The organism is Streptomyces sp. NPDC006430 (assembly GCF_040612395.1).
Lineage (GTDB): Bacteria > Actinomycetota > Actinomycetes > Streptomycetales > Streptomycetaceae > Streptomyces.
On sequence record NZ_JBEXQA010000003.1, the window covers coordinates 319,834 to 345,281 of the forward strand.

Consider the following 25,448-nt stretch of genomic DNA (forward strand, 5'->3'; position numbering starts at 1 on the left):
CCCGGCATGGGGAGCGGAAACCGGCGGTGTCATCCTGGGACGAGGTTCGTGGCCGCCCCCGGGTGAGCCTCGGCGAGTTCACCCGCCTCGGCCTGCTGGCCACCCCGGCCGCCCTCTGCGCCGCAGTGGCCGCACTGTGGGCTTCCCTACGGGTCCTGGGCACCTGACATCTGACACCGGACGCCGCGCGGGTCGCGGTGCGTGCAGACGGCGAGGCCGAAGCCCGTGGAGAGTTCGAAGCGGGCGAGGGCGTGGGTCGGGCGTGGGACGGTGGGCGCGTCGGTTGGTGCGCGTGATGCGGCCAGCGTGCACTATGGCGGATCACTCTGTCGCTCACTTCGAACGAGGAGGTCGGGTCTGCCGGGGAGCGCGGCTTGCGTCCGTCGACGGTCTGCGGCGCGTGCCGCGGCATCCCCGCCCGGGCCGTGCCGGGCGGCAATGCCGCATCCGCCGGGGTGACCGGCGCAGAAGAGGAGTCGCTGGCGCACAGGGCGGGAGTCCGAAGGTGAGATGGGACGCTGATGTGACCGTCGTCGGGGCGGGGGCGGCCGGGTTGTCCCTGGCGGCCGGGCTCGCGAAGCCACTCCCCGGCGGCAGACCGGCGCCGCGCGTGGTCGTGGTCGAGCCCCCACCGGGGCCGCTGCGTTCGCCCGCCCGGACCTGGTGCTATTGGGAGGCCGACGCCGGTCCGTACGATGCCCTGCTGACGGCGAGTTGGGGCCGGCTGCGCGTGTACGCCCCGGACGGCGAGGTGATCGACCGGCCGTTGGGACCGCTGAGGTACAAGATGCTCAGGTCTGACCGGTTCGAGGCGGCCATGGCGGAGCGGCTCGACGCGTACGGGGTCGACGTGCGGCGGGTATCGGTGGAGTCGGCCCACGACGCCGGGGGAGGGGCGGTGGTCCGTGGCCGCGACGCGTCGGGGGCGCCCTCGGTGCTCCGGTCGGGGCTGGTCTTCGACTCGCGGCCGCCGCGGCGGCTGCCGGCCGCGCGGACCACGCTGCTTCAGCATTTCCTGGGGTGGTTCGTGCGTACGGCCGACCCTGCTTTCGATCCCGACGCGGTGACCCTGATGGACTTCCGTCTCCCCCAGCCGGCCCAGGGGCTCGCCTTCGGCTACGTGTTGCCAATCAGCCGGTACGAGGCACTGGTCGAGTACACGGAGTTCTCCCGAGCCGCCCTGTGCGAGGCGGCCTATGAACGCGCCCTGCGCCACTACTGCGCGTCGGTCCTCGGCCTCGGCGACTACACGGTGCAGGAGCGTGAGCACGGGGTGATCCCGATGAGCGACGGCCGCTTCCCCCGCCGCGCCGGGCGCCGGGTCTTCCTCGTCGGAGCCGCCGGCGGGGCAACCCGGCCGTCCACCGGTTACACCTTCGCAGCGATCCAGCGCCAGAGTCGCCACCTCGCCGCGGCGGTGCGCGCGGGCCGCTCCCCTGCCCGGGTGCCGGCCGTGCACGGGCGCCGGGCCCGTGTGATGGACGCGGTGCTGCTGCGCGCGCTGGACACCGGCCGGGTCGCCGGCGGCCCCTTCTTCACCCACCTCTTCTCGTCCGTGCCGGCCGAGCGGGTGCTGCGGTTCCTGGACGGCGCGACCACGCCGTGGGAGGACTTCGGCATCGGTCTGCGCACGCCCGTCGTTCCCATGCTGCGCTCGCTGCTGGAACTGCCGTCGCTTCCCCGAACCGTCCCGGCCGCGGGGCCGGGGCGCCGCTGAAAGGCTGTCATGTCACTGCTGCGCGAAGACGCCCTGTCGGTTGCCTTCGACCACGCCGCGGCACGCTACGACCTGCTGGTCGCGGCGAGCCCCGGCTACCACGGACATCTGCGTCGCTCAGCCCGCCGGCTGCGTCTGCCCGACGAGGGCCGCGGCGCCCGCGTCCTGGACCTGGGCTGCGGTACCGGCGCCTCGACGGCCGCGCTGCTGTCGGCCGCGGAACAGGCCGAGATCATCGGGGTGGACGCCTCGCGGGGCATGCTGGAGCGGGCCGCGGCCAAGAAGTGGCCCGCCGGGGTCCGTTTCGTGCAGGCGTCGGCCGACCGGCTCACCGAGGCTGGCGTCTACGGGCCCTTCGACGCCGTGTTCGCCGCCTACCTCATGCGCAACGTACCCGATCCCGATCTGACGCTCGCCGCCGTGCGCGCCGCGATGGCGCCGGGCGCGCGGATCGCCGTACACGAGTACGCGCTCAGCGGGAAGCCGGTGCACCGGGCGCTGTGGACGGCCGTGTGCCGGACGGTGATCATGCCACTGGGCCGGGCAGGCGGGGATGCGGGGCTGTACGACCACCTGTGGCGCAGCGTGCTCGGCTTCGACACGGCGCAGGAGTTCGCCGCGCGGATGCGCGCCGCCGGTTTCACGGACGTACGGGTGCTGCCGTTGCCGGGGTGGCAGACGGGCATCACCCACACCTTCGTCGGGCGGGTCGCCGGGTGAGCGGGGCCTACCCGGGACGGGACCGGCTGGCCCGGCGCCTCGACGCCCGGGGCGGGCGGGTGCGCGTCGAGCGGGACGGGCCGCGTGTGGCCGTGGTGGGCGGGGGCATCGCCGGCCTGTCGGCGGCGACGGGGCTCGCCGAACGCGGCGTGCGCGTCACCTTGTACGAGCGGGACGAGCAGCTCGGTGGCCGGCTGGCGGGGTGGCGGACGCGGCTGGCGGACGGGTCGCAGGTGACGATGAGCCGTGGTTTCCACGCCTTCTTCCGGCAGTACTACAACCTGCGGGCACTGTTGCGTCGTACCGATCCCGGACTACACGGTCTGACGGGACTGGCGGACTATCCGCTGCGGCACCGCGACGGCGGGCAGGACGGCTTCGCGCGCGTGCCGCGCACTCCGCCGCTCAGCGTCCTGGGATTTGTGGCGCAGAGTCCGTCCTTCGGCTGGCGGGATCTGGCGCGGATGAATCCGCGCGCCGCCCTGCCTCTGCTGGACGTCGGCGTTCCGGGTGTGTACGACGCTTTGGACGGGGTGAGCGCCACGGAGTTCCTGGCAGCGATCCGCTTCCCGGAGGCGGCCCACCACCTGGCCTTCGAAGTCTTCTCACGGAGTTTCTTCGCCGATCCGGCGACGTTGTCGGCGGCGGAGCTCGTGCTGATGTTCCACATCTACTTCCTCGGCTCCAGCGAGGGGCTGCTGTTCGACGTGCCGCGCGAACCGTTCCCGCAGGCCCTGTGGGACCCTCTGGCCCGGTATCTGGGCGGGCTCGGCGTAGAGATCCGAACGGGCACGGCGGTGCGCGAGGTGGCCCCCCTCCCCGAGGACCGGGTGGAGGTCGTCGCGGGAGCGAGGGGCGAGCGGTACGACGGAGTGGTGCTGGCCCTGGACCCCGGCGGGCTGCGCGAGTTGGTCGGCGCCTCACCGGATCTGGTGAACCGGGAGTGGCGGGCCCAGATCGCCGGGGTGCGGACGGCGCCGCCGTTCCTGGTGTCGAGGCTGTGGCTGTCGCGCCCGGTGGCGGGCGAGCGGCACGGCTTCCTCGGCACCAGTGGTTTCGGCGGCCTCGACAACGTGAGCGTCCTGGACCGCTGGGAGGGCGAAGCGCACCGCTGGGCGTTGCGGACCGGCGGGTCGGTGGTGGAACTGCACGCGTATGCCGTCGATCCGGCGGAACGGCGCCCGGAGGTGGAGGAGCGGCTGGAGCGCCGGCTACGCGAGGTGTACCCGGAGACGGCGCGCGCCGAGATCGTCGACTCCCGCCACGAGTGGCGCGAGGACTGTCCCCTGTTCGCCGTCGGCGGCTACCAGGACCGGCCCGCCGTACGCACGGGCGATGCCCGTGTCGTCGTCGCCGGTGACCTGGTGCGTACGGGGCTGCCGGTCGCGCTGATGGAACGGGCGGCCACCAGCGGCTTCCTGGCGGCGAACGCCCTGCTGGAACGGTGGGGGGTGCGGGGCGAGACGCTGTGGACGGTGCCGGAACGGGGCCGGTCCGCCGTGGGCCGGGCGCTGGCGGGTCTCGGGCAGCGGCCGGCCCGGATGCCGTGACCATCCGGCACGCCACGCCACGCCACGCCACGCCACGCCACCGTCCGGCACGGCACCGCACGGATCAGTTCAGCCCGGGAAGCGTCCGGTGCTGCGCAGTTCCCAGCGGCGCTCAGCGTAGGCGAGGTCGTCCTGCCACAGGCGACCCGCCGCCCGCCGCATGAGCGGGCGCAGCAGGGGTGCCGCGGTGCGGGCGAGGGTGAAGCCGGGGCGGTGGGAGGCGGCGATGACCGCTTCGGTGACAAGGGTGCGGGGGCGGCCGTCGCGGCCGGTTCCCAGCGGGGTGGCGTGGGTCTCGACGACGGAGCCCTCGCCTTCGCCCTCGGTGATGCGCATGACGACCGTGCGGGGGCCGGGGGCGGTGAACTCGGCGGTCACGGGCACGACAACACGCCGGGCCACTTTGAAGGAGACGCGCACGGTGAGGACGTCGGTTTCGGCGCCGTCGTCGAGGACGGTCAGGTCGACGAAGGAGTACGGGTGTAACCACGCGCCGTGCCAGGGATCGAGCCTGTTGGCGACGATGTCTTCGGGTTCGCAGACGCCGGTTGCGGTGTAGACGGCGGTCAGGGAGACGGCTGCGGGCGGACGGAGCGGCACGGCAGGGCTGGCGAGGGGTTCCTCGCCCCCGTGGTCGTCCAGCCGTACCCAGGCGAGGACGCCGTCGTCGTGTGCGGGGTAGGGATTCCAGCCGGCGAAGGGGGCACCCCGGAGGGCGAGTCCGTGCCAGGGGCAGACCAGGGTGCCACAACGGACCGGGGCCTGTGCCAGCGGGGCGCCCAGGTGCGGGCAGGCGCCCGGGCCGGCGACGAGGGCGCCGTCGCCGGCGCGCCATGCCACGATCTCCGTGCCTTCGACGGTACGCCCGTAGCCGGCGTCCGGGCGGACGGCGGCGCTGGGGCCGAGGACGTACCAGTTGCCACCGGGCCGGGCCTGCGCCCGTTTGAGGGCGGCGTCGACGAGCCGGGGGGAGGCGTCCCGCCAGGTCGGCTCCTGCCGGTGCCAGGCCACCGGGTCGCGGCGCAGGGTGACCGGGAGGCGGCGGCGGGGCGCTCGCGGGCTCATCGGGAGGGCTCCTTGAGGGCGAGGGCGGTGGGGGTCCTCAGGCGGACTGCCGCGATCTTGGCCAGTCCGGCCGCCGCGACGGCCGCCCGCCGGGTGAGGGGGACTGCGGAGCGGCGGTGGACGCTGGCGTACCCGTCACGGGCGACGGCGTCGAGGATCTCCCCGTAGAGGACGAAGGCGGTGCGCACGCAGGGCCGGGAGACGGGTTCGAGCATTTCCAGTCCCGGTCGCGCCGTCGCGTAGAACCGCCGGGTGAGGGCGGCCGCCGAGTGCAGGGCGCGGGTGATGCGGGGGTCGCGGCGGCCGGTGCGTCTGCTCCAAGCCAGCAGGTCCCGGTCCACGCCCTCGGCGGCGAGGAGGTCGGCGGGCAGGTAGACGCGGTCGCGGTCGAGGTCCTCGCCGACGTCGCGGATGAAGTTGGTGAGCTGGAACGCCTCCCCGAGCGCGGCGGCGTGCGGAGCGGCTTCCTCCCTGGGGGTGGTGTGGCCCAGTACGGGGAGCATCTGGAGGCCGATGACGGCGGCGGATCCGTGCATGTAGCAGCGCAGGGCGTCCAGGGTGGCGTAGTCGGTGACGGTGAGGTCGCTGCGCATGGAGGTGAGGAAGTCGTCGAAGTGGCTGTGGGGAATGCGGTAGCGGTGCGCGGTGTGGGCCACGGCGGTGACGACGGGGTGGTTACCGGGGCCGCCTTCCATCGCCGTGCGGAGGTCGTGCGAGAGGGCCTGGAGGCGTCGGGCACGGTCGCCGGGCGCCGCGGGGGCGGACAGGTCGTCCACGATGTCGTCGGCGAGCCGGGCGAAGCCGTACAGGGCGTGCACGGCGGGGCGGCGGGAGGCGGGCAGCAGCCGCGTGGCGAGGAAGTACGTCTTGCCGTGACGGGCGTTGAGGCGGCGGCAGCGGTCGAAGGCCGCCCGTAGGGCGGGGTCGGTGATGGCGGCGGCGTCGAGTTCGCGTCGCGTCATGCGGGGTCGCCTTTCGTCGCTGCGGGAAGGGGCGCCGCGGTCACGTGGCCCGGCAGGCCGGTGATGCGGGCTGCGGCGAGGCGCCCGGAGATCAGGACGGTGGGGACGCCGACCCCCGGGGTGGTGCCGCAGCCGGCGAGTACCGCGTTGGCGGCGCCGCGTACGAGGTTGCGGGGACGGAAGGGGCCGGTCTGGGGGAAGGTGTGCGCGACGGAGAAGGGGGTGCCGGCCGCGTGGCCCTGGGCGGTCCAGTCGGCGGGGGTGACCAGGATCTCGGTGTCGATGGAGTCCTCGAAGCCGGTCAGGCCGCGGCGCTCCAGCTCGCGCAGCAGGCTGTCGCGGTAGCGGGGCCCGAGGTCCCTCCAGGAGGCGGCCGACGGGCCGACGGCGGTGTTGGGGCAGGGAGCGAGTACGTAGTGGGTGTGTCTTCCCGGCGGGGCGAGGCCCGGGTCGGTGGCGGTGGGCCGGGTGATGAGAAGGGAGGGGTCGCTCATCAGGCGGCCGGTGCGGGTGAGTTCGTGGAAGGTCTGCTTCCAGGCGGCGCCGAAGGAGATGGTGTGGTGGGCCAGTTCGGGCCAGGTGCGGTCGGTGCCGGTGTGCAGGACGACGGCCGACGGGGAGTGGCGCAGGGCGAGCGGACGGCGGGGGCGGTCGCCGAGCAGCCGGTAGGCGACGGGCAGGTCCGGGGTGAGGACGACCGCGTCGCAGGGGATGCGCTGCCGGTCGGTGACGACGGCGGTGATCCGGTCACCGGTGCGCTCCAGGCGGGTGACGGTCTGCCCGTACACAAGGGTGGCGCCTGCTCCGGCGGCGGCCTCGGACAGGGCGGTCGGTACGGCATGCATGCCGCCTTCGGGGAAGTACACCCCGGCGACGGTGTCCATGTAGGCGATGACGGCGTAGGCGGCCAGCGCGCGGGCCGGAGGGACGCCCGCGTAGAGGGCCTGGAAGGAGAAGACGCGCTGCAGCCGCTCGTCCTTGATGAACTGGCCGATCTTCGACTGGAGACGGCCGAATCCGCCCAGCGCGGCGAGCCGGGCCAGGTCCGGGTGCAGGAGTGAGAGGGGCGAGTCGAAGTTGGCTTCGATGAAGCGGCCCATCTGCGCTCGGTAGAGGTCGTGCAGCCACTGGCGCAGGCGCTGGTAGCCGGCTGCTTCCCGGCCGCCGGCGAAGCGTTCGACCTCTGCCTCCATGGCCTCGGCTCCGGTGTGGACGTTGAGGTCGCTGCCGTCCGCGAACCGGGCGCGGTAGGCGGGGTGGAGGGGGTGAAGGGTCAGTCGGTCGGACATCTTCTGGCCCACCGCGGCGAAGGCCTCCTCCAGGATGTGCGGCATGGTGAGCACGGTGGGGCCGGTGTCGAAGCGGTGGCCGCCGCTTTCGATGAGGCCGGCCCGGCCGCCGGGGAGCAGGTCGCGTTCGACGACGGTGACGCGGCGGTTCGCGCCGAGGAGATGGAGGGTGGCGGAGAGGCCCGCGAGTCCGGCGCCGACGACCACCACGTGATCGGTGCGCCCGGTGATCGTTCTCATCGGGCACCCCCGTGGCCGTCGGCCGCTGCAGTTGCGGCGGCGGTGGCAGCCTGTCGCGGAGGGGACGCGACCTGTCTGAGGAGTCCGGCGAGGTGCCGGGTGGCGGGGCCGTGCAGGCGCGCCGCGGCGAGGTGCCGCTCGGATGCGCGCACCAGGCGCTCGATGCGCCGTTCGACCTGTGCCGGAGCTCCGGTGGATTGCAGGGCCTCGCGGACCGAGGACAAGGCAGGCCCGGAGAGGGGGGAGTTCCCCCGGCAGTCCTGGAGGAGGTTGATGACGTCGGTGGCACCGGTGGCCCGGGCCCGAGCATGGGCCAGGGCCAGCAGGTACGTCGCCTTGCCGGAGCTGATGTCGTCACCCGAGGGCTTGCCAGTCACCTCGGGGTCGCCGAAAACGCTCAACAGGTCGTCGCGGAGTTGGAAGGCGATGCCGGCGCACCGGCCGGCGGCGTTCAGGGCCTGGGCGGTGGCGTCGTCGGCGCTGGCCCGCGCCGCGCCCAGGGCCAGGGGCCGTTCCACGGTATAGCGGGCCGTCTTCAGGCAGACGGTACGGATGGCCTGGACGGCGGAGCGGGAGGAGGTGGCCTGACCGAGCAGGTCGAGGTACTGCCCGGCCACCATCTCCGTCCGCATGGCCCGCCAGATCCGCAGGACGTCCGTCCGTACGGGCGGGCCGAGGTCGACCCCTGCGACCAGGTCGTCCGCCCAGGACAGTGCGAGGTCGCCGGCGAGAACCGCGGCCGACAGCGCGAAGGGCGACGCGCCGGGCTCCGGCAGGGGCACCGCCGCCGGGTACTGGAGCGCGATCTGCGCGTGGAAGGAGGGCCGGCCGCGGCGCAGGGCCGACTGGTCCATCACGTCGTCGTGGATGAGGGCGCAGCTCTGTACGAGTTCGAGCGCCGCGCCGATGCGCAGGGCCACGGGCACGTGGAGGTCCGTACCGCCGCAGGCTCGCATGGCCCACCAGAGGAACCGGGGCCGGGTCCGCGAGCCGCCGTCGAGGGTGAAGGCGGCCAGTCGCTCCGCGACGTCGCTGGCGAAGACACCGTCGAGCGACCGGCTGTACGCGACGAACTCGGAAAAGACGCGTTCCAGTTCCCGGGTGACGGCAGCGGCCACGTCCCGATCGACGGTGTCCGTGGACACCTCGACGCCGGCCGTCGCCATGGACGCAGACGCAGGTGCATCCTGCAGTTGGGGGGTTGTGGCCGAGTATCGAGCAACCGACTTCGCGTGCATCCAGTCCTCCGTGTCGTGAAGTGGTGCTGTCACCCTTTCCGCGTGCACCGGGCCGACGGATGCGCTCGACTGCGTTCCAGTGACCGCCAGGGCCATCCGTCCCCGTCGGGCGATCGGCTCAGGCAGCACGGCCCGCCGATCCACCCAATGGGCGCATCGCGCGCGGGGCGAACGGCGTGAGGGGGCCGCAAGGATCTCTCGCTGCCTGCGGTGCGCCGGAAGCCGGTCTCCTCGCAGCTGGCCCTGGCCCTGGCTCGGCCCGTACCGGCACGGGGACGGGTGCGGGGCCGACCGTGCCGCAGCCGGGGCGTGCCAGCCCGGGTGGTTGCGGGAGCGGGAACGGTACGAGACGTCCCCACCCGTGATGCGCGCACTCGGGCACCAGCCGGACCCAGCACGGCGCGACCGCCCGCGCGGCCGGACTGGGGCAGTTGCTGGAAGCGGCGGACGTCCTGGCGAGCGCGCCGGGGGAATGGAGGGCGTTCAGCGGGGCGGCCGGCCGCCGTCCGAGCGCCGGACCGGGACCAGGAACAGCTCGTCCACGTAGCACCACGCCCAGTCCTCGCCGTCCTCGGCGGAGCTGGCCAGAGGGTGGCCGGTCGTCTCGGCGTGGACCCAGGCGTGCTGACCGCGCGAGCTGTCGCAGCAGCCCACGTGCCCGCAGCTCAGACAGAACCGCAGATGTACCCACCGCTGCCCCACGGCCCGGCACTGAGCGCATCCGGAATCCGGGATGCCGCCGGTGCGCAAGGTCTCGGCGGTCGCGGTCCCGGCCCTTTCGGCGACCTCGGCGAGATGAAGGCAGGACCGGCCCTCCGGCCGTCCCGCGTCGGGGGCGACGACCCACTCCGACCTGATATCGGGCATGCCTTCACCGTTCCTCTCGGCTGTGTCCCGGGCCCGGTTGCCCTGGTCTGGAACGCGTCGGTTGTTGCGGATGCTGTGGGAGTCGTGCGAGCGGAGATAACACCTCCCTTCAGCCGAGACCTCTCGTGCCCCGGCCCTGTTCCGATCCTCCCCCCGGCGGGGGAGACGAGGTGGGCTCCTCAGTGCGTCCACGCTACGAGCGTGGTGCGGGAGCGCACATCCCGTAGCGAAAGTGCATCGACCCGCCGAGGGCGTCTCACTCCTGCTCACGGACGAGGAACGGTCGTCATTGGCAGCGATATGCGTAGTGACCGTGGACATTCGCGTCGTGGAGGGCGATCAGGAGATCGCGCCAGCGTGGACCGCAAGGCGGAGCTACGGCGTGGCCCGTACTGAAGCCGGTCAGCCGGCGAAGCCCGGGACCACCAGGCCGGACTCGTACGCGATCACCACCGCATGGGTCCGGTTCTGCGCGCCGAGCTTGGTCAGCACATTTCCAACGTGGGTCTTGACCGTCTCCAGGCTCACCGTGAGGGACTCCGCGATCTCCGGATTGGAGAGCCCGGTGGCCATCAGGCGCAGCACCTCCTCCTCCCGGCCGGTCAGGGCGGCCTGCGGCAGGGCTTCGGCGGAGCCCAGCGGGCGGGGGGTGACCATGCGGCCCAGTGCGGCCGGGAAGAGGACCGCTTCGCCCGCCGCCACCACCCGGACCGCCTCGGCGATCCGACGGACCGGGAGGCGTTTGAGGACGAAGCCGCTGGCGCCCGCGCTGAGGGCGGCGGTGACGTAACCGTCGTTCTCGAAGGTGGTGATCACCACGACCTTCGACGGTCCGGCCGCTTCGGCGACGAGTTGGCGGGTGGCCTCGATCCCGTTGAGACGCGGCATCCGGACGTCCATCAGGACCACGTCCGGTCGCAGGATCCTCGCCCGTTCGACCGCCTCGACGCCGTCGGCGGCCTCGCCGACCACCGTGATCCCCGGCTGTGCGGCGAGCAGCATGCGCAGGCCGCTGCGGGTGACCTCGTCGTCGTCCGCGATCAGGAGGGTGACGGAGGGGCTGGTGACGGCAGGCAGGGCCGTGCTCTCGCCCGCGTCGGATCCGCTCACGCCGACGCCCGTGCCGGCAGCCGGCAGGACAGCCGCCAGTGCTGCGTCCCGTCCGGGCCGGCCTGGAACTCACCGTGCAGCAGCCGCACGCGCTCGGCCAGGCCGGGCAGGCCGTGGCCCGAGGTCGGGAAGGTGCCCGGGCCCGGGCCCGTCCGTGCCCCGGTTCGGTTGACCACCGTGAGGTCCAGTCCGTCCGGCCCGGCCGCCACCCGGACCCCGATCGGGCCGCCCGCCCCGTGGCGCAGCGCGTTCGTCAGCCCCTCCTGGAGGATCCGGTACGCCGCGCGCGAGAGCGTCCCCTGCACCTGTGTCAGCTCGCCCGACAGCTCCGGTTCCACCACCGCGCCCGCGTGCCGCAGGCGGTCCAACAGCTCGGGGAGGTCGGCCAGGGTCCGGGTGGGCGCCGTCCCCGACTGTTCCTCGCGCAGCACTCCGAGTACGTAGTCCAGGTCCTCCAGCGCGGCCCGCGTCGACTCCTCGATGCTGCGCATGGCGGCCCGCGCCGCCGCCGGGTCGGCGGAGAGCACCTCGCCCGCCACCGCCGCCTGGATGGTGGCCGCCGTCAGCGTGTGCCCGATCGAGTCGTGCAACTCGTGGGCGATCCGGTTGCGTTCGGCCAGTAGCAGTTCCCGCTCGGCGGCCAGCGCGAGCCGTTCGGCCGCCGACGGCCCCAGCAGCCGTGGTGCCGACCACCGCAGGGACTTCGTCACCAGTACGCAGACGGCCACCGCCAGCAGGATGCACACGGCCGCCACCACCCAGCTCCACCCGCCCGACACCCGGACCGACGTGCCGAACAGACTCGCTCGCGCCTCGCCGCCGAGCCAGTTCCCCGGCAGGGAGAGGCCCATGATGAACAGCACCCCGCTCGCCAGCGCCCCCGTCCACCCGACGGCCACGTGCAGCACCAGCCAGAGCGGGGTCCGCCAGCGGTCGAGGCCGGGGGAGCCGGAGTTCCGGCGGCCGGCCACCGGGTTCGGCAGTGGCACCCGCAGCAGTCGGCGGGCGGACACCACCAGCGCCCGCCGGACCGGGCGCGCCAGTCCGACCGCGCCGACCAGTACCGCCCAGACCAGCAGGACCAGGGCGAGCTGCACGCCCTCGGGTGCGGATCGCCACGAGAGCGCCGGCAACAGGGCGAGGGGCAGCAGCGGAAGGCTCGCCAGAGCGCCGCAATAGGCGAACAGCACACCCGAATACGTGGAGCCGCGCAGCAGCGGCCGGAGTCCCCTGATCATGGTCGCCAGTATCGCCGGGCAGTCCACCGGCAGCCTCCCCCGATCGGGGGAGCGATTTCTCCCACCTTCCCGCGATGCGTTCAGGGAGCCCTGGAAACCAGGATCGTGCCACGACCAAACGATTCCCCAGGAGTTGACCATGCGTACTCGAACCCGGCAGGGCCTCCGTTCCTCCACCCGGCAACAGGGCGGCAGGCGGCGACGAGCCGTGTCGGCCGCGGCTGCGGTGGCCATCGGCGTCATGACGCTGGGCGCCCTCGCCCCGCCCGCCGCCTCCGATGCCGCCCCCGCCTCCGATTCCGCCGCCCCCGCTGCTGCTGCCGCCAGGCCGGACGCCGTCCAGCAGTCCCTGAACACGCTGGTGCGCGACGACGGGATACCCGCCGCGCTGGCGAGCGTCCAGGACCGTGACGGCCGCACCCGCACCTACACCGCAGGAGTCGGCGACCTGACCACCGGCTCGAAGGTGCCCACGGACGGCCAGGTACGGATCGGCAGCAACACCAAGGCGTTCACGGCGGTCGTGGTCCTCCAGCTGGTCGGCGAAGGGAAGATCGGACTCGACGCCACCGTCGACACCTACCTGCCCGGCCTCGTCCGCGGCGAGGGGATCGACGGACGGCGCATCACCGTCCGCCAGCTCCTCCAGCACACCAGCGGACTCCCCGAGTACGGCATCCACGTCGACGACGACGAGATCAGGAACCGGTACTTCGAGCCCCGCGAGCTGCTCGACATCGCCCTCCGGTACAAGGCCGACGCGGCTCCGGGGACGACGTGGGGGTACAGCAACACCAACTACGTCCTGGCCGGCCTGATCGTCCAGAAGGTCACCGGCCGTCCCCTCGCCGAGGAGATGGACCGGCGCATCATCAAGCGCATCGGGCTGCGCCACACCTATTTCCCCGCCCCCGGAGAGATGACCGTCCGTGAGCCGCACCCCCAGGGCTACCACCGCAACCCGGCGGACGGACCGCTGCGCGACTTCACGGAGATGGACCCCTCCGCGGGCTGGGCCGCAGGCCAGCTGATCTCCACCAACTCCGACCTCAACCGCTTCTTCACCGCACTCCTCGCCGGCCGCCTCCTCCCGGCGGCCCAGCTCGCCGAGATGCGCACGACCGTCCCCGCCGGGACCTCCGGCCTCCGTTACGGGCTGGGGCTCACGAGCAGGCCGCTGTCGTGCGGCGGCGTCTACTGGGGCCACGGCGGCGACATCGCGGGGTACGAGACCCGGGGCGGTGCCACCGACGACGGTCGCGCCGTGAACGTCGCGGTCACCACCATCCCGACGGCCGAGGCGGCCACGCAGCACGTGAAGGACGCCGTGGACAGGGCGCTGTGCGGATGAAGCAGACATCCGGCCGCCCGGCCCGGCGACCCGGCCGCCCGGCCCCTCGAACGACGAACCAGCGATTCCCCAGGAGTTGACTCATGCGTGCACGGACAAGGCAAAGGCTCCGCTCGGTTGGCCGGCAGCAGGACCCGCGGCGAAGGGCCCGGCCCGCCGCAGCCGCGATGGCCATCGGCGTCATGACACTGGGCGCCCTCGCCCCGCCCGCCGCCGCCTCCTCCTTCTCCTCCGCCTCCTCCTCCGCCTCTGCCTCCGCCGCCGGGCCGGACGCCGTCCAGCAGTCCCTGAACACGCTGGTGCGCGACGACGGGATACCCGCCGCGCTGGCGAGCGTCCAGGACCGTGACGGCCGCACCCGCACCTACACCGCGGGGCTCGGCGACCTGGCCACCGGTGCCCCGGTACCCGTCGACGGGCAGGTGCGGATCGGCAGCAACACCAAGACCTTCGTCGCGGTCGTCGTCCTCCAGCTCGTCGCCGAACGGAGGATGGACCTGGACGCCACCGTCGACACCTACCTGCCCGGCCTCGTCCGCGGCGAGGGGATCGACGGACGGCGCATCACCGTCCGCCAGCTCCTCCAGCACACCAGCGGTCTCCCCAACTACAGCAACCACCTCGGTGTCGACGTCCGCTACTACACCCCCCACGAACTGCTGGCCACAGCCCTCCGACACCCGGCCGACTTCGCCCCCGGGACCCGCTGGAAGTACAGCAACACCAACTACGTCCTCGCCGGCCTGATCGTCCAGAAGGTCACCGGCCGCCCCCTGGCCGAGCAGATCGACCGGCGCATCATCAAGCGCATCGGGCTGCGCCACACCTATTTCCCCGCCCCCGGTGACGCGAGCATCCGGGAGCCCCACCCCCACGGCTACTACCAGGAATCGGCGGACGCCCCGCTGCGCGACATCACGGAGATCGATCCCTCCTGGGGCTGGGCGGCAGGCCAGATGATCTCCACCAGTTCCGACCTCAACCGCTTCTTCAGCGCACTCCTGGCTGGCCGCCTCCTGCCCGCGGCCCAACTCGCCCAGATGCGCTCGACCGTCCCCGCCGAAGCGACCTTCGGCCCCGGCGCCCGCTACGGACTTGGACTCGTCAGCAGGCCGCTGCCGTGCGGCGGCCTCTCCTGGGGCCACGGCGGCAGCTTCCCGGGGTACGAGACCCGGGGCGGCGCCACCGACGACGGCCGCGCCACCAACGTCGCGGTCACCATGCAGCTCACCGACGAGGCGGGCCGGATGAACCTCGACCGCGCCGTGGACACCGCCCTGTGCCGCTGAACCCCGCCGAGGGTGCTCCGTGAAACTACCGATGGGCCCGACACGACGTCGGGCCCATCGGCCACATGCGGGCGCACAGTCGCCCCATCGTCACCGTCCTGGACGTCGGCCGGGCCGATCGGGCGGGCCTCCCGGTCGCCCACCTCGTGAGGGAACTCCTTGACGGCCGGCGCCTGGATCACCGATCGGCGATGCCCCACCCGGCCTCGGCGACGTACTCACCCGGCCCGCGCAGATCTGCGCCGCCCGCACTGCGGCCCACGACCTCGGGGTGCTACCCCGCGACGCCCTGGTCGCCAACGCGGCCCTCACCACGGACCTTTCTCGACAGCCGGGCGATCGAGGACCAGACGGGTGCCCGATCCGCTCCGCCTGGCTGCTCACCGGGCGTCATGGTGGACAGCTACGAGCCCCACAGCCCGAAGTCCGGAAGCGTCTTACAGGGATGTCAGGTACGCCCCGGCCGAGGGCGCCTCGGCAGCGCCGATGCGCTGGTAGATGCCTACGGCCTCGCGGAGCTCGGCACGTGCAGCCGGCAGCGCGCCGGTGCGTGCCGCGCACCGGGCAGCGCCTTCGAGCGCGCGTGCCTCTTCCAACGGGCTGTGCACCTGGCGCGCGATCCGCAGGGCCTGGCGATGTTGGTCGAGGGCCTCGTACGCCGTGGAGGTCTCCGCCAGGAGCGCCCCCTTGCTGTTCAGCACCTCAGCCTCGCCGAGCCGGTCGCCCAGGGACCGGAACAGCGTCAGCGCCTGCTCGGTCATCTCGGCCGCCGCCTGGAAGTCGCCGGTCAGACGCCGCAGCCGGCCCAGGTCCCGCAGCGTGTGGGCTTCGCCCAGCCGAACATCGAGGGCGCGGTAGAGCTCCAGGGCCCGTTCCTCCAGCTCGACCGCTGCTTGATGATCCCCCGTCAGACGCTTGGCCTCTCCCAGACTCCAGAGGGCGTTGGCCTCTCCGAGCCGGTCACTCAGGGAGCGGTACAGCGTCAGCGCCTGCTCCGTCAGGTCCACCGCCGCTGGACCGTCACCGGTCAGACGCCGGACCCACCCCAGATCCCACAGGGCGTTGGCCTCGCCCAGACGTGCGCCGAGGGAGCGATACAGCGCCAGTGCCTGTTCCGCCCGGGCCGCCGACTCCTCGTACTCCCCGGTCATCCGCCGCGCCCAGGCCAGATCCCACAGGGTGTTGGCTTCACCCAGGCGGTCGCCCAGCGACTGGTAGTGGGCGAGTGCCCGCTCCGCCAGATCGGCCGCTGCGGGATAGTCCCCCGTCATCCGCCGGACCCGGCCCAGATCGCGCAACGTGTTGGCCTCGCCGAGGGGTTCCCCGAGGGACTGGTAGTGCGCGAGCGCCTGCCCCGCCAGATCGGCCGCTGCGGGATAGTCCCCCGTCACGCGCTGCATCCACCCCAGACTCCACAGGGCATTGGCCTCGCTCAGACGGTCGCCGAGGAGGCGTGCGGCCGAGATGCCGGTTCCGAGCAGGGAGATGCCCTGGTGCCAGGGGCCCTCCAGCCGGAGGAAGACGTTCACGGCGAGGGTGAAGCGGACGACGTCCGAGTGCCGTGCGTGCGCGACGGCGTACTGGGTGCAGGCCAGGAGGTTGACCCGTTCGGCGCGCATCCAGGCCAGCGCCTGCTCGCGGCCCGCCAGGCCCGGTGCGGCCGGTGGGGGCTCGGCCACGGCCGGGGTGTCGGGCCGACGTGCGTCGGCGTACTGACGGTCTGCGGCTTCGGCGGTGTGCTGGTAGTAGGCGAACAGCCGACCGACGGCCTGGGCACGGTCCTCGGCTGGGTCCTGCTCCGCCAGTGAGCGTGCGTATTCCCGGATGAGGTCGTGCAGTCGGTAGCGGCCGCGGGTGGGCTCGTCGACAAGATGGTTCGCGTACAGGGCGCTGAGGTGCCGACGGGCCTGGGCGATCGGCACGCCGTCGAGGGCGGCGGCGGCGTAGACGTCGATGTCATGTCCGGGGTGCAGGCCCAGGCGGCGCAGGAAGCACTGCCGATCGGCCGGCAGTTCACGATAGGAGAGGTCGAAGGCGGCGGCCACGGCCCGGTCACCGGCCTCCAGTTCGCCGAGCCGGTCCTGAGCAGCCGCGAAGTCCGCGGTGTACTCGGCGATGCTCCAGGTGGGATGCTGGGCGAGGCGCGCGGCGAGCAGGGCGATGGCCAGCGGCAGAAAGCCGCACAGCCGGACCGCTTCGTCGACTGCGTCACGCTCGGGCCCGGGACCTGGTGGGGTTCGGTGAGTGAGCCGAATGAACAGCGACGCCGCATCGTCGGGCGGCATCACGCTTAAGGACAGTGGCACCGCGCCGTCCAAGGCGGCCAGGCGCCGGCGGCTGGTGATGATGGCCAGGCACCCTTCGGAACCCGGCAGGAGAGGCTCGACTTGGTTGGTGTTCTCCGCGTCGTCCATGACTATGACCATACGCCGGCCGGCAAGACGGTCTCGCCATAACGCGGCGCGCGCCTCCAGGCCGTCCGGCAGCTGTTGCGGCCTGACACCGATGCTCGTCAGCAGAGCGGCCAGAACGTCGGCGGGGTCGGCGGAGCGCTGGCCGGGAGTGTGGGCGTGCAGTCGGATGTACAGCTGTCCGTCGGGGTAGCGGTCGGCGAGCAGGTGGGCCGCATGGGTGGCCAGAGTGGTCTTGCCCACCCCGGGCATGCCGTCGACGGTGTGGATAGCCACTGTCCTTCCGGGCGTTGCCGTCTGGAGGAGCTGGCGCAGCTCGTCCTCCCGCCCGGTGAACAGCGCCACATCCCGCGGCAACGTGCGCAGCGCGGTGATCGCCTCCGGCGCGGGGCTGGTGTGGACCGTCTGGTAGAGGTCCCGCCCGGCCATGAACACCCGGGACTCGCCGTGAGCATGCCCCTCCAACCGGGCTCCGGATGCATCGGGATCACCCGCCCCGGCGCTCACGAGCCGGTGATGTGCTGGTCCCGTCCGGCCATGAACACCCGGGAGCTGTCGTGGGCCTCCGCCTTCATGGTGATCGGCCGGCCTGGGGCCGCCTCGCCATCCGACAGCACCGGAGTCAGGTGTTCGTCCAGCAACCGCCGCAGTTCGCCGGCGAGCGCGGGATCCTCGTTGAGTAGCTGCTGCAACCGCAGGCGCCAGGCGCCGGTCAGGGCCTGCTCAGTGTCCTCGTCGCTCTGCTCCCGCGCACCCAGCACTTGAGTACGCAGTGTCTCCAGTTCGGATCCGACGTCGTCGGCCGCGTCCGGGCGTCGCCTCCGCCACCAGTCCACGACGGCAGCCCGAGCTTGTTGCCAGCCATCGGTCGCCATCGCGCCGACCAGCGCGCTCCCTGCCGTCACGACGATCGGATCCATGCCACCCCCGCGTTGAAAGGGTCCTCGTAGGCACGGTAGCCGCCGGACTTCGAGACTCTGAAGTGTCTTGCATGAAATCGCGTCAGAAACTGGCCGCCGCCGCCGCAGCCGCCGACGACGATCGTGAAACTCTGCTTCCGGCGCCGGGCGGGGTCTATCCGACCCGCCGTCAGCGCGGCCCACGGGCGCCCGGCACCTTGAGTACGGCCTGGAACTGCCCGAGCGCCTCTTGGATGCGGCCCGTCGCCAGGTAGGCGTGGCCCAGCCGCGAGCGGATGTCCATCTCCAGCCATTCGTATGCGGGTTCGGTGAGCGGGGACAGCAGCTGGTGCCGGATCAGGGCCTGGTGGTGGAGGGCCACGGCCGCGCCCGGATCACCCTCGCCCTGCTCTGCCGTGCCCAGCCTGGTCAGGCCGCGCGCGCAGAGGAAGACGTCCCCGGCCTCCTCGACCAGGTGGACTGCCTGGCGGAGCAGGCTCTTGGCCTCGGCGTACTGGCCGAGGCGGAGGTGGATGTCGGCGGCGAAGCTCAGGACCCTGCCGAGCAGGCGCGGTCTGCGGCTCCTGTCGGCGTGGGTACGGGCCTCGGCGAAGCAGGCCAGCGCCTCCTCGTTCCGTCGCTGCAACTGGTGGGCGAGGCCTTGGATGACGAATGCGATCGAGGCAACCCACTCGTTGTGCGGCGGCCGGGACAGGCCCAGCCCCTCGGTGACACGGGAGATCGCCTGGTCGGCCTCGCCCACACTCACCTCGACGGACGCCAGCCCGATGAGGGCCCGGACCTCCTCGGCCTGGTCGCGGTCGCGCCGGCTGAGGTGGAGCGCCTCGGTGAACAGGGCCCGCGACTGCGCGTACCGGCGTTGGTACACGCCGGTGTAGGCGAGGCAGTTCCGCAGGGCGAGGGCCATCCGCGGGTCGGTGGACTCGTCCACGCGGGTGAGTGCGATCTCGAGAGCGGTCTGACACTCGTGGTAGCGGCCCTGCCGCGTGAAGTAGTCGACCAGCGCCTCGGCGATCCAGCACGCGTAGTCGACCTCGCCGAGACCTACGGCGTGCCCGACGACGTCGGCGAGCTCTCCACCGGCCGCGTCCAGCCAGATCTCCGCGTCCTTCCAGTTCGCGAACGGTGCTCCGGAGGGTTGGGGTCCAGTGGGGAAACCGGTGGCGAGGCCCCAGTCACTGGCGATCCGGGCGGCGTCCAGGTAGAGGCGCAGGGCGGCCGTGCGTGTGTCGGCGGCCTCGGCGGGAAGGGCTTCCGCGAGGCGCCGTGCGTGCACGCGCACCAGATCGTGCAATCGGTAGCGGCCCGGACGCGGCTGTTGCAGAAGGTTCGCGTCGACCAGGCTTTCCAGGACCTGCTCGGTGTCATGGGGCGGCCGGCCGAGCATGGCCGCCGGCGCCAGCACATCGAACTCGACCGTCGGTGCCTGGCCCAGGGCGCGGAATCCGAGCTGCTGGTCGGGTGCGAGCTGGTCGTACGACAGCCGGAAGGCCGCCTCGACGCTGCGGTCCCCGATGCTCAGTTCACCGAGTCGGCGTTCGTCGCCCGTCATGCGGCCCACCAGGTACTCCACCGTCCAGGTGCCGCGGTTCTGCAGCCGCGACCCGGCGATGCGCAGTGCCAGCGGCAGCCCGTCGCACAGCGCGACCAGCTGACGCGTCGCCTCCGGCTCGCGGCTCGCGCGCTCCTCTCCGATGATGTGCGTGAGCAGCAGCACCGCACCCCCGCTCCTCAGCGGCTCCAGGGTGACCCGCCGGTCCGCGTCCAGTTCGGGCAGCCGTCGGCGGCCGGCCACCAGCACCCTGCTTCCCGCTCCTGCGGGCAGCAGCGGTCGCACCTGGTCGGCGTCCAGGACGTCGTCCAGTACCAGGAGCAGCCGCAGCGGGCTGGTCGCCGCGCGCCATGCGGCGGTGAGTTCTTCGAGGTCGCTCGGCAACTCGCCTTTGGCTGCGCCCAGGGAGCGCAGCAGGCGCTGCAGTGCCTGCTCGGGGGTCTGCCGCCGCTGCGTGCTGTGCGCGCGCAGGTCAGCGAACAGGCTGCCGTCCGGGTACCGGTCGCTGAGCTCACGGGCCGCGCGTACGACGAGCGCGGTCTTGCCGACACCGGCCGTACCGTCCACCGTCACGATCGACACGGATCCGGGTGCGTAAGCCTCGGTCAGCTGAGCGAGCTCGGCCTCCCGGCCGACGAGTTGCCCGGCGTCGCCCGGCAGTTCATTGACGGTGCGGCGGGTCCGGGGCCGGGCGGGATGCGCGGCGGAGTGCGCAGCGACCGGACCGAGCAGGTGTTCGTCGTCGCGGCGCAGCACCGCTTCGTACAGCCGGTGGAGCTCTCCCCCCGGATCGACGCCGAGCTCGTCACGCAGTCGTACGCGCATGCCCTGATAGGCGTTCAGCGCTTCCGCCTGGCGTTCACAGCCGTACAGGGCCCGCATCCGCAGTGCCAGGAGCGACTCGTCGTACCGGTCGGAGGGGGAGAGGACCGTGAGGTCGTCCAGGGCATCACCGAACCGGCCGAGCAGGACCAGGCACTCGAGTTTGTCCAGCCGGAGCCCTCGCTGGCGCTCCAACAGCCGCTCCCGCTCGGCCTGCGCGAACACACCCGGCAGGCCGGCCAGGGGCTCGCCCCGGAACAGTGCGAGGGCCGAGGACAGTTGGTCGACAGCCCTGGCCAGCTCGCCGGACGCCTTCGTGCGCCGCGCCTCAACGCCCCGCTCGGTCAGGTCCGCCACATCGAGCCGGACCCCGTCGACGGCGAAGCGGTACCAGCCCTTTCCACTGCGGATCACCGACTCCGTATGGCGGGTGCCGTCTGCGTCGAGCGCCCGGCGCAGCGGGTTGACGTGACTGGCCAGCACTTTGTGGCCGGATGCGGGTGGCTCCGCCCCCCACACTCCGTACATCAGCTGCTCATGGCTCACCACGGCCCCCCGTCGGAGCAGCAACGCGGCCAGCACGGCCTGCCGTTTGACGGGCCCCAGATCCAGCGGTGCTCCGGCCCGGCACGCCCGTAACGGCCCGAGCACCGCGATCCGGAGCTGCTCGGGAGGTTCGCTGTCCATGGAGGAGCCCCGCTTTCGCACATCATCGGAATTTCATCTGCTCTGCAGCGTGTCCGGTCATGGTTGCAGAGATGCGACGGAGAACGGCTGAGAAGCCAGGGAGCGCAAGGGGCACGGTGTGATCGAGTTGACGAGCGTGATCAGGGATCTACGGGAGGAGCTGGGCCGGGCGGTCGCCGCGGCGGAGGGCGAGGCGCTGCGCTTCGAGCTGGGACCGATCGAGTTGGAGCTGTCGGTCGCGCTGGAGCGGTCCGGGCAGGCGGGGGCGAAAGTGCGGTTCTGGGTGGTGGAGTCCGGTGCGGAGGCGGCGGTGAGCGCCGTCTCGGCCCAGCGCATCTCACTGGCGCTGCAGCCGGCCTTGGCGGGGGCGGACACACCGCCGTTCATCTCCGGCCGCGCTGACGCACACGAGCAGTGAGCGTCGTTGTGGGCGGGGCGGCGGAGCCGGACGGGCTCGACCGGCGGCGGGCGGTCCAGGTCATCACCACGTGCGGCGCGGGCGCCGGAGGGCGCGGGTCGGGTTACCAGGTGGCCGGGAACGTGGTGCTCACGGCCGCGCACGTGGTGTGCGGCGCGGCGACGGTGCAGGTGCGTTTTCTCACCGAGGACGGCGGTACGCGGGAGTTGCAGGGCAAGCCGTTCTGGGTGAACTCCGCCTCGGACGTCGCGCTGATCGCCATCGAGGACCCAGCCGTCCGCGGCTCGGGCGCGGGCAGCCCGGCCGCTGCTGAGGTTCCGCCGGTGCGGTTCGCCCGTGTATCGAAGCCGGTGGAGTGCGAAGCGCTGGGGTTCCCGAGGTTCAGACTGCGTGCCGGGCCCGCGTCGCCGGACGGCGGTGCGGCCGTGTCGTACCGGGATTCCCACCACGCGCGCGGTGAGACCACCCCGTTGTCGAACCAGCGTGAGGGCAGTTTGGAGATAACCCTGAAGTCTTCCCCGGAGCACGACCCCGAGCGGGGCCGTTCGCCTTGGGAGGGCATGTCGGGCGCCCCGGTGTGGAGTGGCGGGTACGTGATCGGCGTCATCACCAAGCACTACCGCTCCGACGGGCTCAGCACCCTCGCGGCGAGCCCGGTGGACCGCTGGTACCGACAGGTGACTCCGCAGGAGATCGGCGAACTGAGCTCGTTGATCGGGTTGCCGTCGCATCCTGGCCGACTGGAGGAGCTTCCCCGCACGACGCCGCTCCCCGGTGCGCCGGAGCTGCGGGAGGCGGCCGGGCTGCTCGCCTCCAGGGTGGCCGGACAATGGCGGAAGGAGGAGCGGAGGCGGCGTGTGCACGACCCGTTCCCGCTGCCGGTGCGCTTCCGGAATGCCGACCCGCGCCTGCTCGATCACTGGGCCAAGATCCGCAACGCACCACCCGGGGCGGATCCGGCGCCGCTCGCACTGGCCGGCCGCATCGACCGGATCGTGGAGGTGTACCGGTGCATCCCGTCCCGTCGGCTGGTGGTGCTCGGTGCAGCCGGGGCGGGCAAGACGATCCTGACCCTGCGCTTCGTCCTCGACTGGCTGGGCGCCCGTACGCCGGACGAGCCGGTACCGGTGATCTTCAGCCTGGGATCATGGGACCCGACCACCGTCTCCCTGCGCGACTGGATGTGCCACCAACTGGTGCGCGACCACGGCCTCGCCGGTCCTGCCGCACACGGAGGGAATCTGGCCGGCGCGCTGGTCGACACCGGCTGGATCCTGCCCGTCATGGACGGGTTCGACGAGATCGCCGGCGGCCTGCAGCGTGCAGCACTCAAAGAGCTCGACCGCACCACCATCCCGCTGCTCCTCACCAGCCGGCCCCGGGAGTACGCCGAGGCCGTGGAGGCCCGCCCGTTCCCGAAGGCCGCCGTGGTCGAGCTGGACGACCTGACCTTGGACGACGTCGCCCGCTACCTGCCCCTCACCAGCCGTCCGGGTACGGACGGCGGTATGCGCAGCACCGTATGGGAACCCGTCCTGGACGAGCTGCGCAGGCAACGGCGCAGCCCGGGCGCGGAGAACGTGGCCAAGGTGCTCATCACCCCGCTGATGGTCGCCATGGCCCGTGCCGTCTACAGCGACGCCCCCGGGTCCGACCCCGTACGGCTCCTGGACACCGCCACGTTCGCTTCCCCGGAGGCGCTGCAGAGGCATCTCCTGGCCGCGTTCACCCCGGCCGCCTACGAGCCCTCGCCAACCGACGGCGGCAGCGTCCGTCGTCGGCGGCAGGACTGGAACCCCGACCGTGCGCAGCAGTGGCTCGGCTACCTTGCCGCGCACCTGGACCGTCTCGGCAGGGCGGGCACGGGCGTCCCGGCACGTGACCTCGCCTGGTGGCAGCTGGGCACCACGATGAGCCGTTCCTCGCGCATGCTCGTGATCGGATTCCTGGCCGCACTGGCCCTCGGGGTGACGACCGCCGTCGGGAACGTTCCCGCGGACTTGATCGCGACATCGTTCGGGCTCAGGTTCGCGCTCGTGCGGGGGCTCGTGGTCGGGCTCCTGCACGCGCTCGTGAACGGACTGTTCTTCGGGCTCGTGTACGGATTCGTGTCGCAGGGCGCGGCAGAGCCGTCGCGCGTCCGCATCCAGGTCTTCGGCAGGACCGGGCGCAGGCGTACGGGGGTCCTCCCCAGGTTCCGGCTGGGGCTCGCGTGCGGGGTCCTGGCCGCGCTCGTGCTCTTGTTCCTGGACAGGGTCGTGGTCGAGTCCCTGGGGCTCGGGGACGGCCTGGACGGCGGGCTCGTTGGGGGCCTCGTGTTCGTACCCGGGCTCGGGCTCGGGGTCGGGTCGGTGTTCGGGCTCATGGCCTGGCTGGAAGTTCCCGTCGACATCAGATCCGGTGTCAGTTCCTCGGAGCTGCTCGGCCAAGACCGCAGGAACGTGGTCTTCCATTTGCTGGTGTGGGCGCTCGTGTTCGGGGCGGGAGCCGGATGCGCCAACGCATTCACGGCCGGGCCCGTGTGGGGACTCCTGGAGGGGCTCGCGTTCGGGGCCGAAGCTGCCTTCGCGGGCGGACTCGCGTACGGACTCGCCTTCACCGCTTGGGGCCAGTGGGTGGCCCTCGCGCGCATCTGGCTGCCGCTCACGGGGCAGTTGCCCTGGCGGCTGGTCGCCTTCCTCGACGACGCGTGCGAGCGGGATGTACTGCGCCAGGCCGGCGCGGTCTATCAGTTCCGGCACGCTCAACTCCAAGATCACCTGACCCGGGACTTTCTGGCGAGCCGCAACAGCGGCCCGCCGACTCCCGCTGCGTCGTGTACCGCGGGCGACGCAGACCCGACAGCGGCCGGTCCTGTGCCCACCGGCGTCGGCATCGGCTCGCCGGGCCGGCATCGGCGGACCCGGCCGGGCCGGGCCGGTGACGGGCCGGACCGGCCGTGACCGGCACATCACTGCACTGCGTATTCCTCCGAGAGATCAAAACACCCTGATGGGGGTCAGCATGAGAACTGGCAAGCACACCCAGCACCCGCACGAAGGGCGCCGGACGGCCCGTGCCGTCCGGCGCGTTCCGGTGCCACGCAGCCCGCTTCGACTGGCGACGGTTGCAGCGGTTGCGGGCGGGGTGCTGGGACTCTCAGGAACCGGACCCGCTGCCGCGGACCCGGTGTCGCTCACACTGCGGTACACGTGCTCGACCGGGTTGATCGGGAACCTGCCCGTCACGGTGCGGATCCACTCGGACGTCCCTGAGTCGGCCGAGGTCGGAAAGCCCACCCCGACCTTTCCCGTCAACGCTGTCGTGCCGGTGCCCGCGGACGCTGCGAAGGTACTGGGCACGATCGGTGTGACGACCGTCGAGGGCACGGTGGAGGCGCAGGCCCGGGTGGCGGCCCCGGAGGGGGACAGCCGGGTGAAGGTGCCGGTCGACGTGAAGGCCGGCATCCCGGCGGCCGGGTCCTTCGACATCGAGGCGTCCGGCTCCGCACCGGCGCTCACCTTCAGACGGGCGGGCAGCGCGCGGATCACCGTCGGCGACCTCGTCGCGCATCTCGCCCTGAAGGACGCGAGCGGCGACGTCGTCTACCCGGGCGAGATCGACGCGCAGTGCACGCCGGATGCCGGGCAGAACAACGTCTTGGCGTCGTTCCGCATTACCGGGACCAGCACCGGGACCGGGACGGACACGAGCCAGACCGCGTCCGGGGCGACGGGCACTGCCGGTACAGCCGCCGCTCCCGGCGCACCGGCAGCCGACCGGACCGCGTCAGGCGCCACCGGGTCCACACCGCAGGGCGCGCTCCCCGAGACCGGAGCCGACCCCGACCTGTGGCTGCTCGGCGGCGCGGGCGTGCTGCTGGCTGCCGGTGCGGGCACTCTCTTCGCCGCACGCCGAACCCGTGCTGATGACGGGGCCGGCGATGCCGCCGCGCCCTGACCGGGCGACCGGGCGGATTCACGTCCGGAGCAGATCGGCAGGCGCAGGAACCCCCGCCGGGCG

The 25,448-nt window shown here is 72.6% G+C and carries 19 protein-coding genes; 9 read left to right on the top strand and 10 right to left on the bottom strand.

Annotation, left to right across the window (positions count from 1 at the left end):
- The first annotated feature begins 26 nt into the window (after window positions 1-26).
- The 4 genes from ABZZ20_RS07345 to ABZZ20_RS07360 all read left to right on the top strand — a co-directional run bounded on the left by ABZZ20_RS07345 (window position 27) and on the right by ABZZ20_RS07360 (window position 3,987).
- Window positions 27-167 carry a hypothetical protein gene (locus tag ABZZ20_RS07345; protein WP_356867714.1) on the top strand — a complete coding sequence of 47 codons (141 nt, stop codon included), beginning with the start codon at window positions 27-29 and terminating at the stop codon, window positions 165-167.
- Window positions 168-505: 338 nt separating this feature from the next.
- Window positions 506-1,717, top strand: coding sequence for a lycopene cyclase family protein (locus ABZZ20_RS07350; protein WP_356867715.1), 1,212 nt, complete (start codon window positions 506-508; stop codon window positions 1,715-1,717).
- Between the two features lie 9 nt (window positions 1,718-1,726).
- The gene (locus ABZZ20_RS07355; RefSeq protein WP_356867717.1) at window positions 1,727-2,437 is read left to right on the top strand and encodes a class I SAM-dependent methyltransferase; all 711 of its coding nucleotides are present in this window, start codon (window positions 1,727-1,729) and stop codon (window positions 2,435-2,437) included.
- Window positions 2,434-3,987 (top strand): FAD-dependent oxidoreductase, encoded by a 1,554-nt coding sequence (locus ABZZ20_RS07360; protein WP_356867719.1) that lies wholly within the window; start codon window positions 2,434-2,436, stop codon window positions 3,985-3,987. Before ABZZ20_RS07355 ends, ABZZ20_RS07360 begins: the two co-directional genes overlap by 4 nt.
- Before the next feature lie 69 nt (window positions 3,988-4,056).
- Here the strand turns inward: ABZZ20_RS07360 and ABZZ20_RS07365 are convergent, their stop codons facing one another.
- The 7 genes from ABZZ20_RS07365 to ABZZ20_RS07395 form a co-directional block, all read right to left on the bottom strand.
- Entirely contained in the window at window positions 4,057-5,052 is a 996-nt protein-coding gene (locus ABZZ20_RS07365; RefSeq protein WP_356867721.1) for a DUF5914 domain-containing protein, read from the bottom strand.
- The gene (locus ABZZ20_RS07370) at window positions 5,049-6,014 is read right to left on the bottom strand and encodes a phytoene/squalene synthase family protein (RefSeq protein WP_356867723.1); all 966 of its coding nucleotides are present in this window, start codon (window positions 6,012-6,014) and stop codon (window positions 5,049-5,051) included. The genes ABZZ20_RS07365 and ABZZ20_RS07370 overlap by 4 nt, the downstream gene beginning before the upstream one ends.
- A complete protein-coding gene (locus ABZZ20_RS07375; RefSeq protein WP_356867725.1) occupies window positions 6,011-7,543 on the bottom strand; it encodes a phytoene desaturase in 1,533 nt (510 codons plus the stop codon). The genes ABZZ20_RS07370 and ABZZ20_RS07375 overlap by 4 nt, the downstream gene beginning before the upstream one ends.
- Window positions 7,540-8,709 (bottom strand): polyprenyl synthetase family protein, encoded by a 1,170-nt coding sequence (locus ABZZ20_RS07380; RefSeq protein ID WP_356867727.1) that lies wholly within the window; start codon window positions 8,707-8,709, stop codon window positions 7,540-7,542. Before ABZZ20_RS07380 ends, ABZZ20_RS07375 begins: the two co-directional genes overlap by 4 nt.
- Before the next feature lie 555 nt (window positions 8,710-9,264).
- Window positions 9,265-9,516 (bottom strand): UBP-type zinc finger domain-containing protein, encoded by a 252-nt coding sequence (locus tag ABZZ20_RS07385; protein WP_356867986.1) that lies wholly within the window; start codon window positions 9,514-9,516, stop codon window positions 9,265-9,267.
- 534 nt (window positions 9,517-10,050) lie between these two features.
- Window positions 10,051-10,758 carry a response regulator transcription factor gene (locus ABZZ20_RS07390; protein ID WP_356867729.1) on the bottom strand — a complete coding sequence of 236 codons (708 nt, stop codon included), beginning with the start codon at window positions 10,756-10,758 and terminating at the stop codon, window positions 10,051-10,053.
- The gene (locus ABZZ20_RS07395) at window positions 10,755-11,996 is read right to left on the bottom strand and encodes a histidine kinase (RefSeq protein ID WP_356867731.1); all 1,242 of its coding nucleotides are present in this window, start codon (window positions 11,994-11,996) and stop codon (window positions 10,755-10,757) included. Before ABZZ20_RS07395 ends, ABZZ20_RS07390 begins: the two co-directional genes overlap by 4 nt.
- A gap of 139 nt (window positions 11,997-12,135) precedes the next feature.
- Here ABZZ20_RS07395 and ABZZ20_RS07400 point away from each other — a divergent pair, with 139 nt between their 5' ends.
- Both ABZZ20_RS07400 and ABZZ20_RS07405 read left to right on the top strand, forming a co-directional pair.
- Window positions 12,136-13,347, top strand: a complete 1,212-nt coding sequence (locus ABZZ20_RS07400; protein ID WP_356867733.1) for a serine hydrolase domain-containing protein — start codon at window positions 12,136-12,138, stop codon at window positions 13,345-13,347.
- Between the two features lie 83 nt (window positions 13,348-13,430).
- A complete protein-coding gene (locus ABZZ20_RS07405; RefSeq protein WP_356867735.1) occupies window positions 13,431-14,636 on the top strand; it encodes a serine hydrolase domain-containing protein in 1,206 nt (401 codons plus the stop codon).
- 437 nt (window positions 14,637-15,073) lie between these two features.
- Here the strand turns inward: ABZZ20_RS07405 and ABZZ20_RS07410 are convergent, their stop codons facing one another.
- The 3 genes from ABZZ20_RS07410 to ABZZ20_RS07420 form a co-directional block, all read right to left on the bottom strand.
- Entirely contained in the window at window positions 15,074-17,512 is a 2,439-nt protein-coding gene (locus ABZZ20_RS07410; RefSeq protein ID WP_356867737.1) for a tetratricopeptide repeat protein, read from the bottom strand.
- Window positions 17,513-17,550: 38 nt separating this feature from the next.
- On the bottom strand, window positions 17,551-17,967 hold the full coding sequence (locus ABZZ20_RS07415; RefSeq protein WP_356867739.1) for a hypothetical protein: 417 nt from the start codon (window positions 17,965-17,967) through the stop codon (window positions 17,551-17,553).
- A 169-nt stretch (window positions 17,968-18,136) separates the two neighbouring features.
- Complete coding sequence (locus ABZZ20_RS07420; RefSeq protein ID WP_356867741.1) at window positions 18,137-21,028, bottom strand: BTAD domain-containing putative transcriptional regulator; 2,892 nt, start codon at window positions 21,026-21,028, stop codon at window positions 18,137-18,139.
- Window positions 21,029-21,146: 118 nt separating this feature from the next.
- On the opposite strand from ABZZ20_RS07420, the gene ABZZ20_RS07425 reads away from it, so the two are divergent.
- The 3 genes from ABZZ20_RS07425 (at window position 21,147) to ABZZ20_RS07435 (ending at window position 25,385) form a co-directional block, all read left to right on the top strand.
- Complete coding sequence (locus ABZZ20_RS07425; protein WP_356867743.1) at window positions 21,147-21,446, top strand: trypco2 family protein; 300 nt, start codon at window positions 21,147-21,149, stop codon at window positions 21,444-21,446.
- On the top strand, window positions 21,443-24,388 hold the full coding sequence (locus ABZZ20_RS07430; protein WP_356867745.1) for a trypsin-like peptidase domain-containing protein: 2,946 nt from the start codon (window positions 21,443-21,445) through the stop codon (window positions 24,386-24,388). The genes ABZZ20_RS07425 and ABZZ20_RS07430 overlap by 4 nt, the downstream gene beginning before the upstream one ends.
- 226 nt (window positions 24,389-24,614) lie before the next feature.
- Window positions 24,615-25,385 (top strand): DUF6801 domain-containing protein, encoded by a 771-nt coding sequence (locus tag ABZZ20_RS07435; RefSeq protein WP_356867747.1) that lies wholly within the window; start codon window positions 24,615-24,617, stop codon window positions 25,383-25,385.
- Window positions 25,386-25,448 lie beyond the last annotated feature (63 nt).

What these genes read in the sequence shown, in the direction of transcription:
- ABZZ20_RS07355 (WP_356867717.1), top strand. Translation starts at nt 1,727, where the DNA reads ATGTCACTGCTGCGCGAAGACGCCCTGTCGGTTGCCTTCGACCACGCC.
- ABZZ20_RS07365 (WP_356867721.1), bottom strand. Translation starts at nt 5,052, where the DNA reads ATGAGCCCGCGAGCGCCCCGCCGCCGCCTCCCGGTCACCCTGCGCCGC.
- ABZZ20_RS07370 (WP_356867723.1), bottom strand. Translation starts at nt 6,014, where the DNA reads ATGACGCGACGCGAACTCGACGCCGCCGCCATCACCGACCCCGCCCTA.
- ABZZ20_RS07375 (WP_356867725.1), bottom strand. Translation starts at nt 7,543, where the DNA reads ATGAGAACGATCACCGGGCGCACCGATCACGTGGTGGTCGTCGGCGCC.
- ABZZ20_RS07380 (WP_356867727.1), bottom strand. Translation starts at nt 8,709, where the DNA reads ATGGCGACGGCCGGCGTCGAGGTGTCCACGGACACCGTCGATCGGGAC.
- ABZZ20_RS07395 (WP_356867731.1), bottom strand. Translation starts at nt 11,996, where the DNA reads ATGATCAGGGGACTCCGGCCGCTGCTGCGCGGCTCCACGTATTCGGGT.
- ABZZ20_RS07400 (WP_356867733.1), top strand. Translation starts at nt 12,136, where the DNA reads ATGCGTACTCGAACCCGGCAGGGCCTCCGTTCCTCCACCCGGCAACAG.
- ABZZ20_RS07405 (WP_356867735.1), top strand. Translation starts at nt 13,431, where the DNA reads ATGCGTGCACGGACAAGGCAAAGGCTCCGCTCGGTTGGCCGGCAGCAG.
- ABZZ20_RS07415 (WP_356867739.1), bottom strand. Translation starts at nt 17,967, where the DNA reads ATGGATCCGATCGTCGTGACGGCAGGGAGCGCGCTGGTCGGCGCGATG.
- ABZZ20_RS07420 (WP_356867741.1), bottom strand. Translation starts at nt 21,028, where the DNA reads ATGGACAGCGAACCTCCCGAGCAGCTCCGGATCGCGGTGCTCGGGCCG.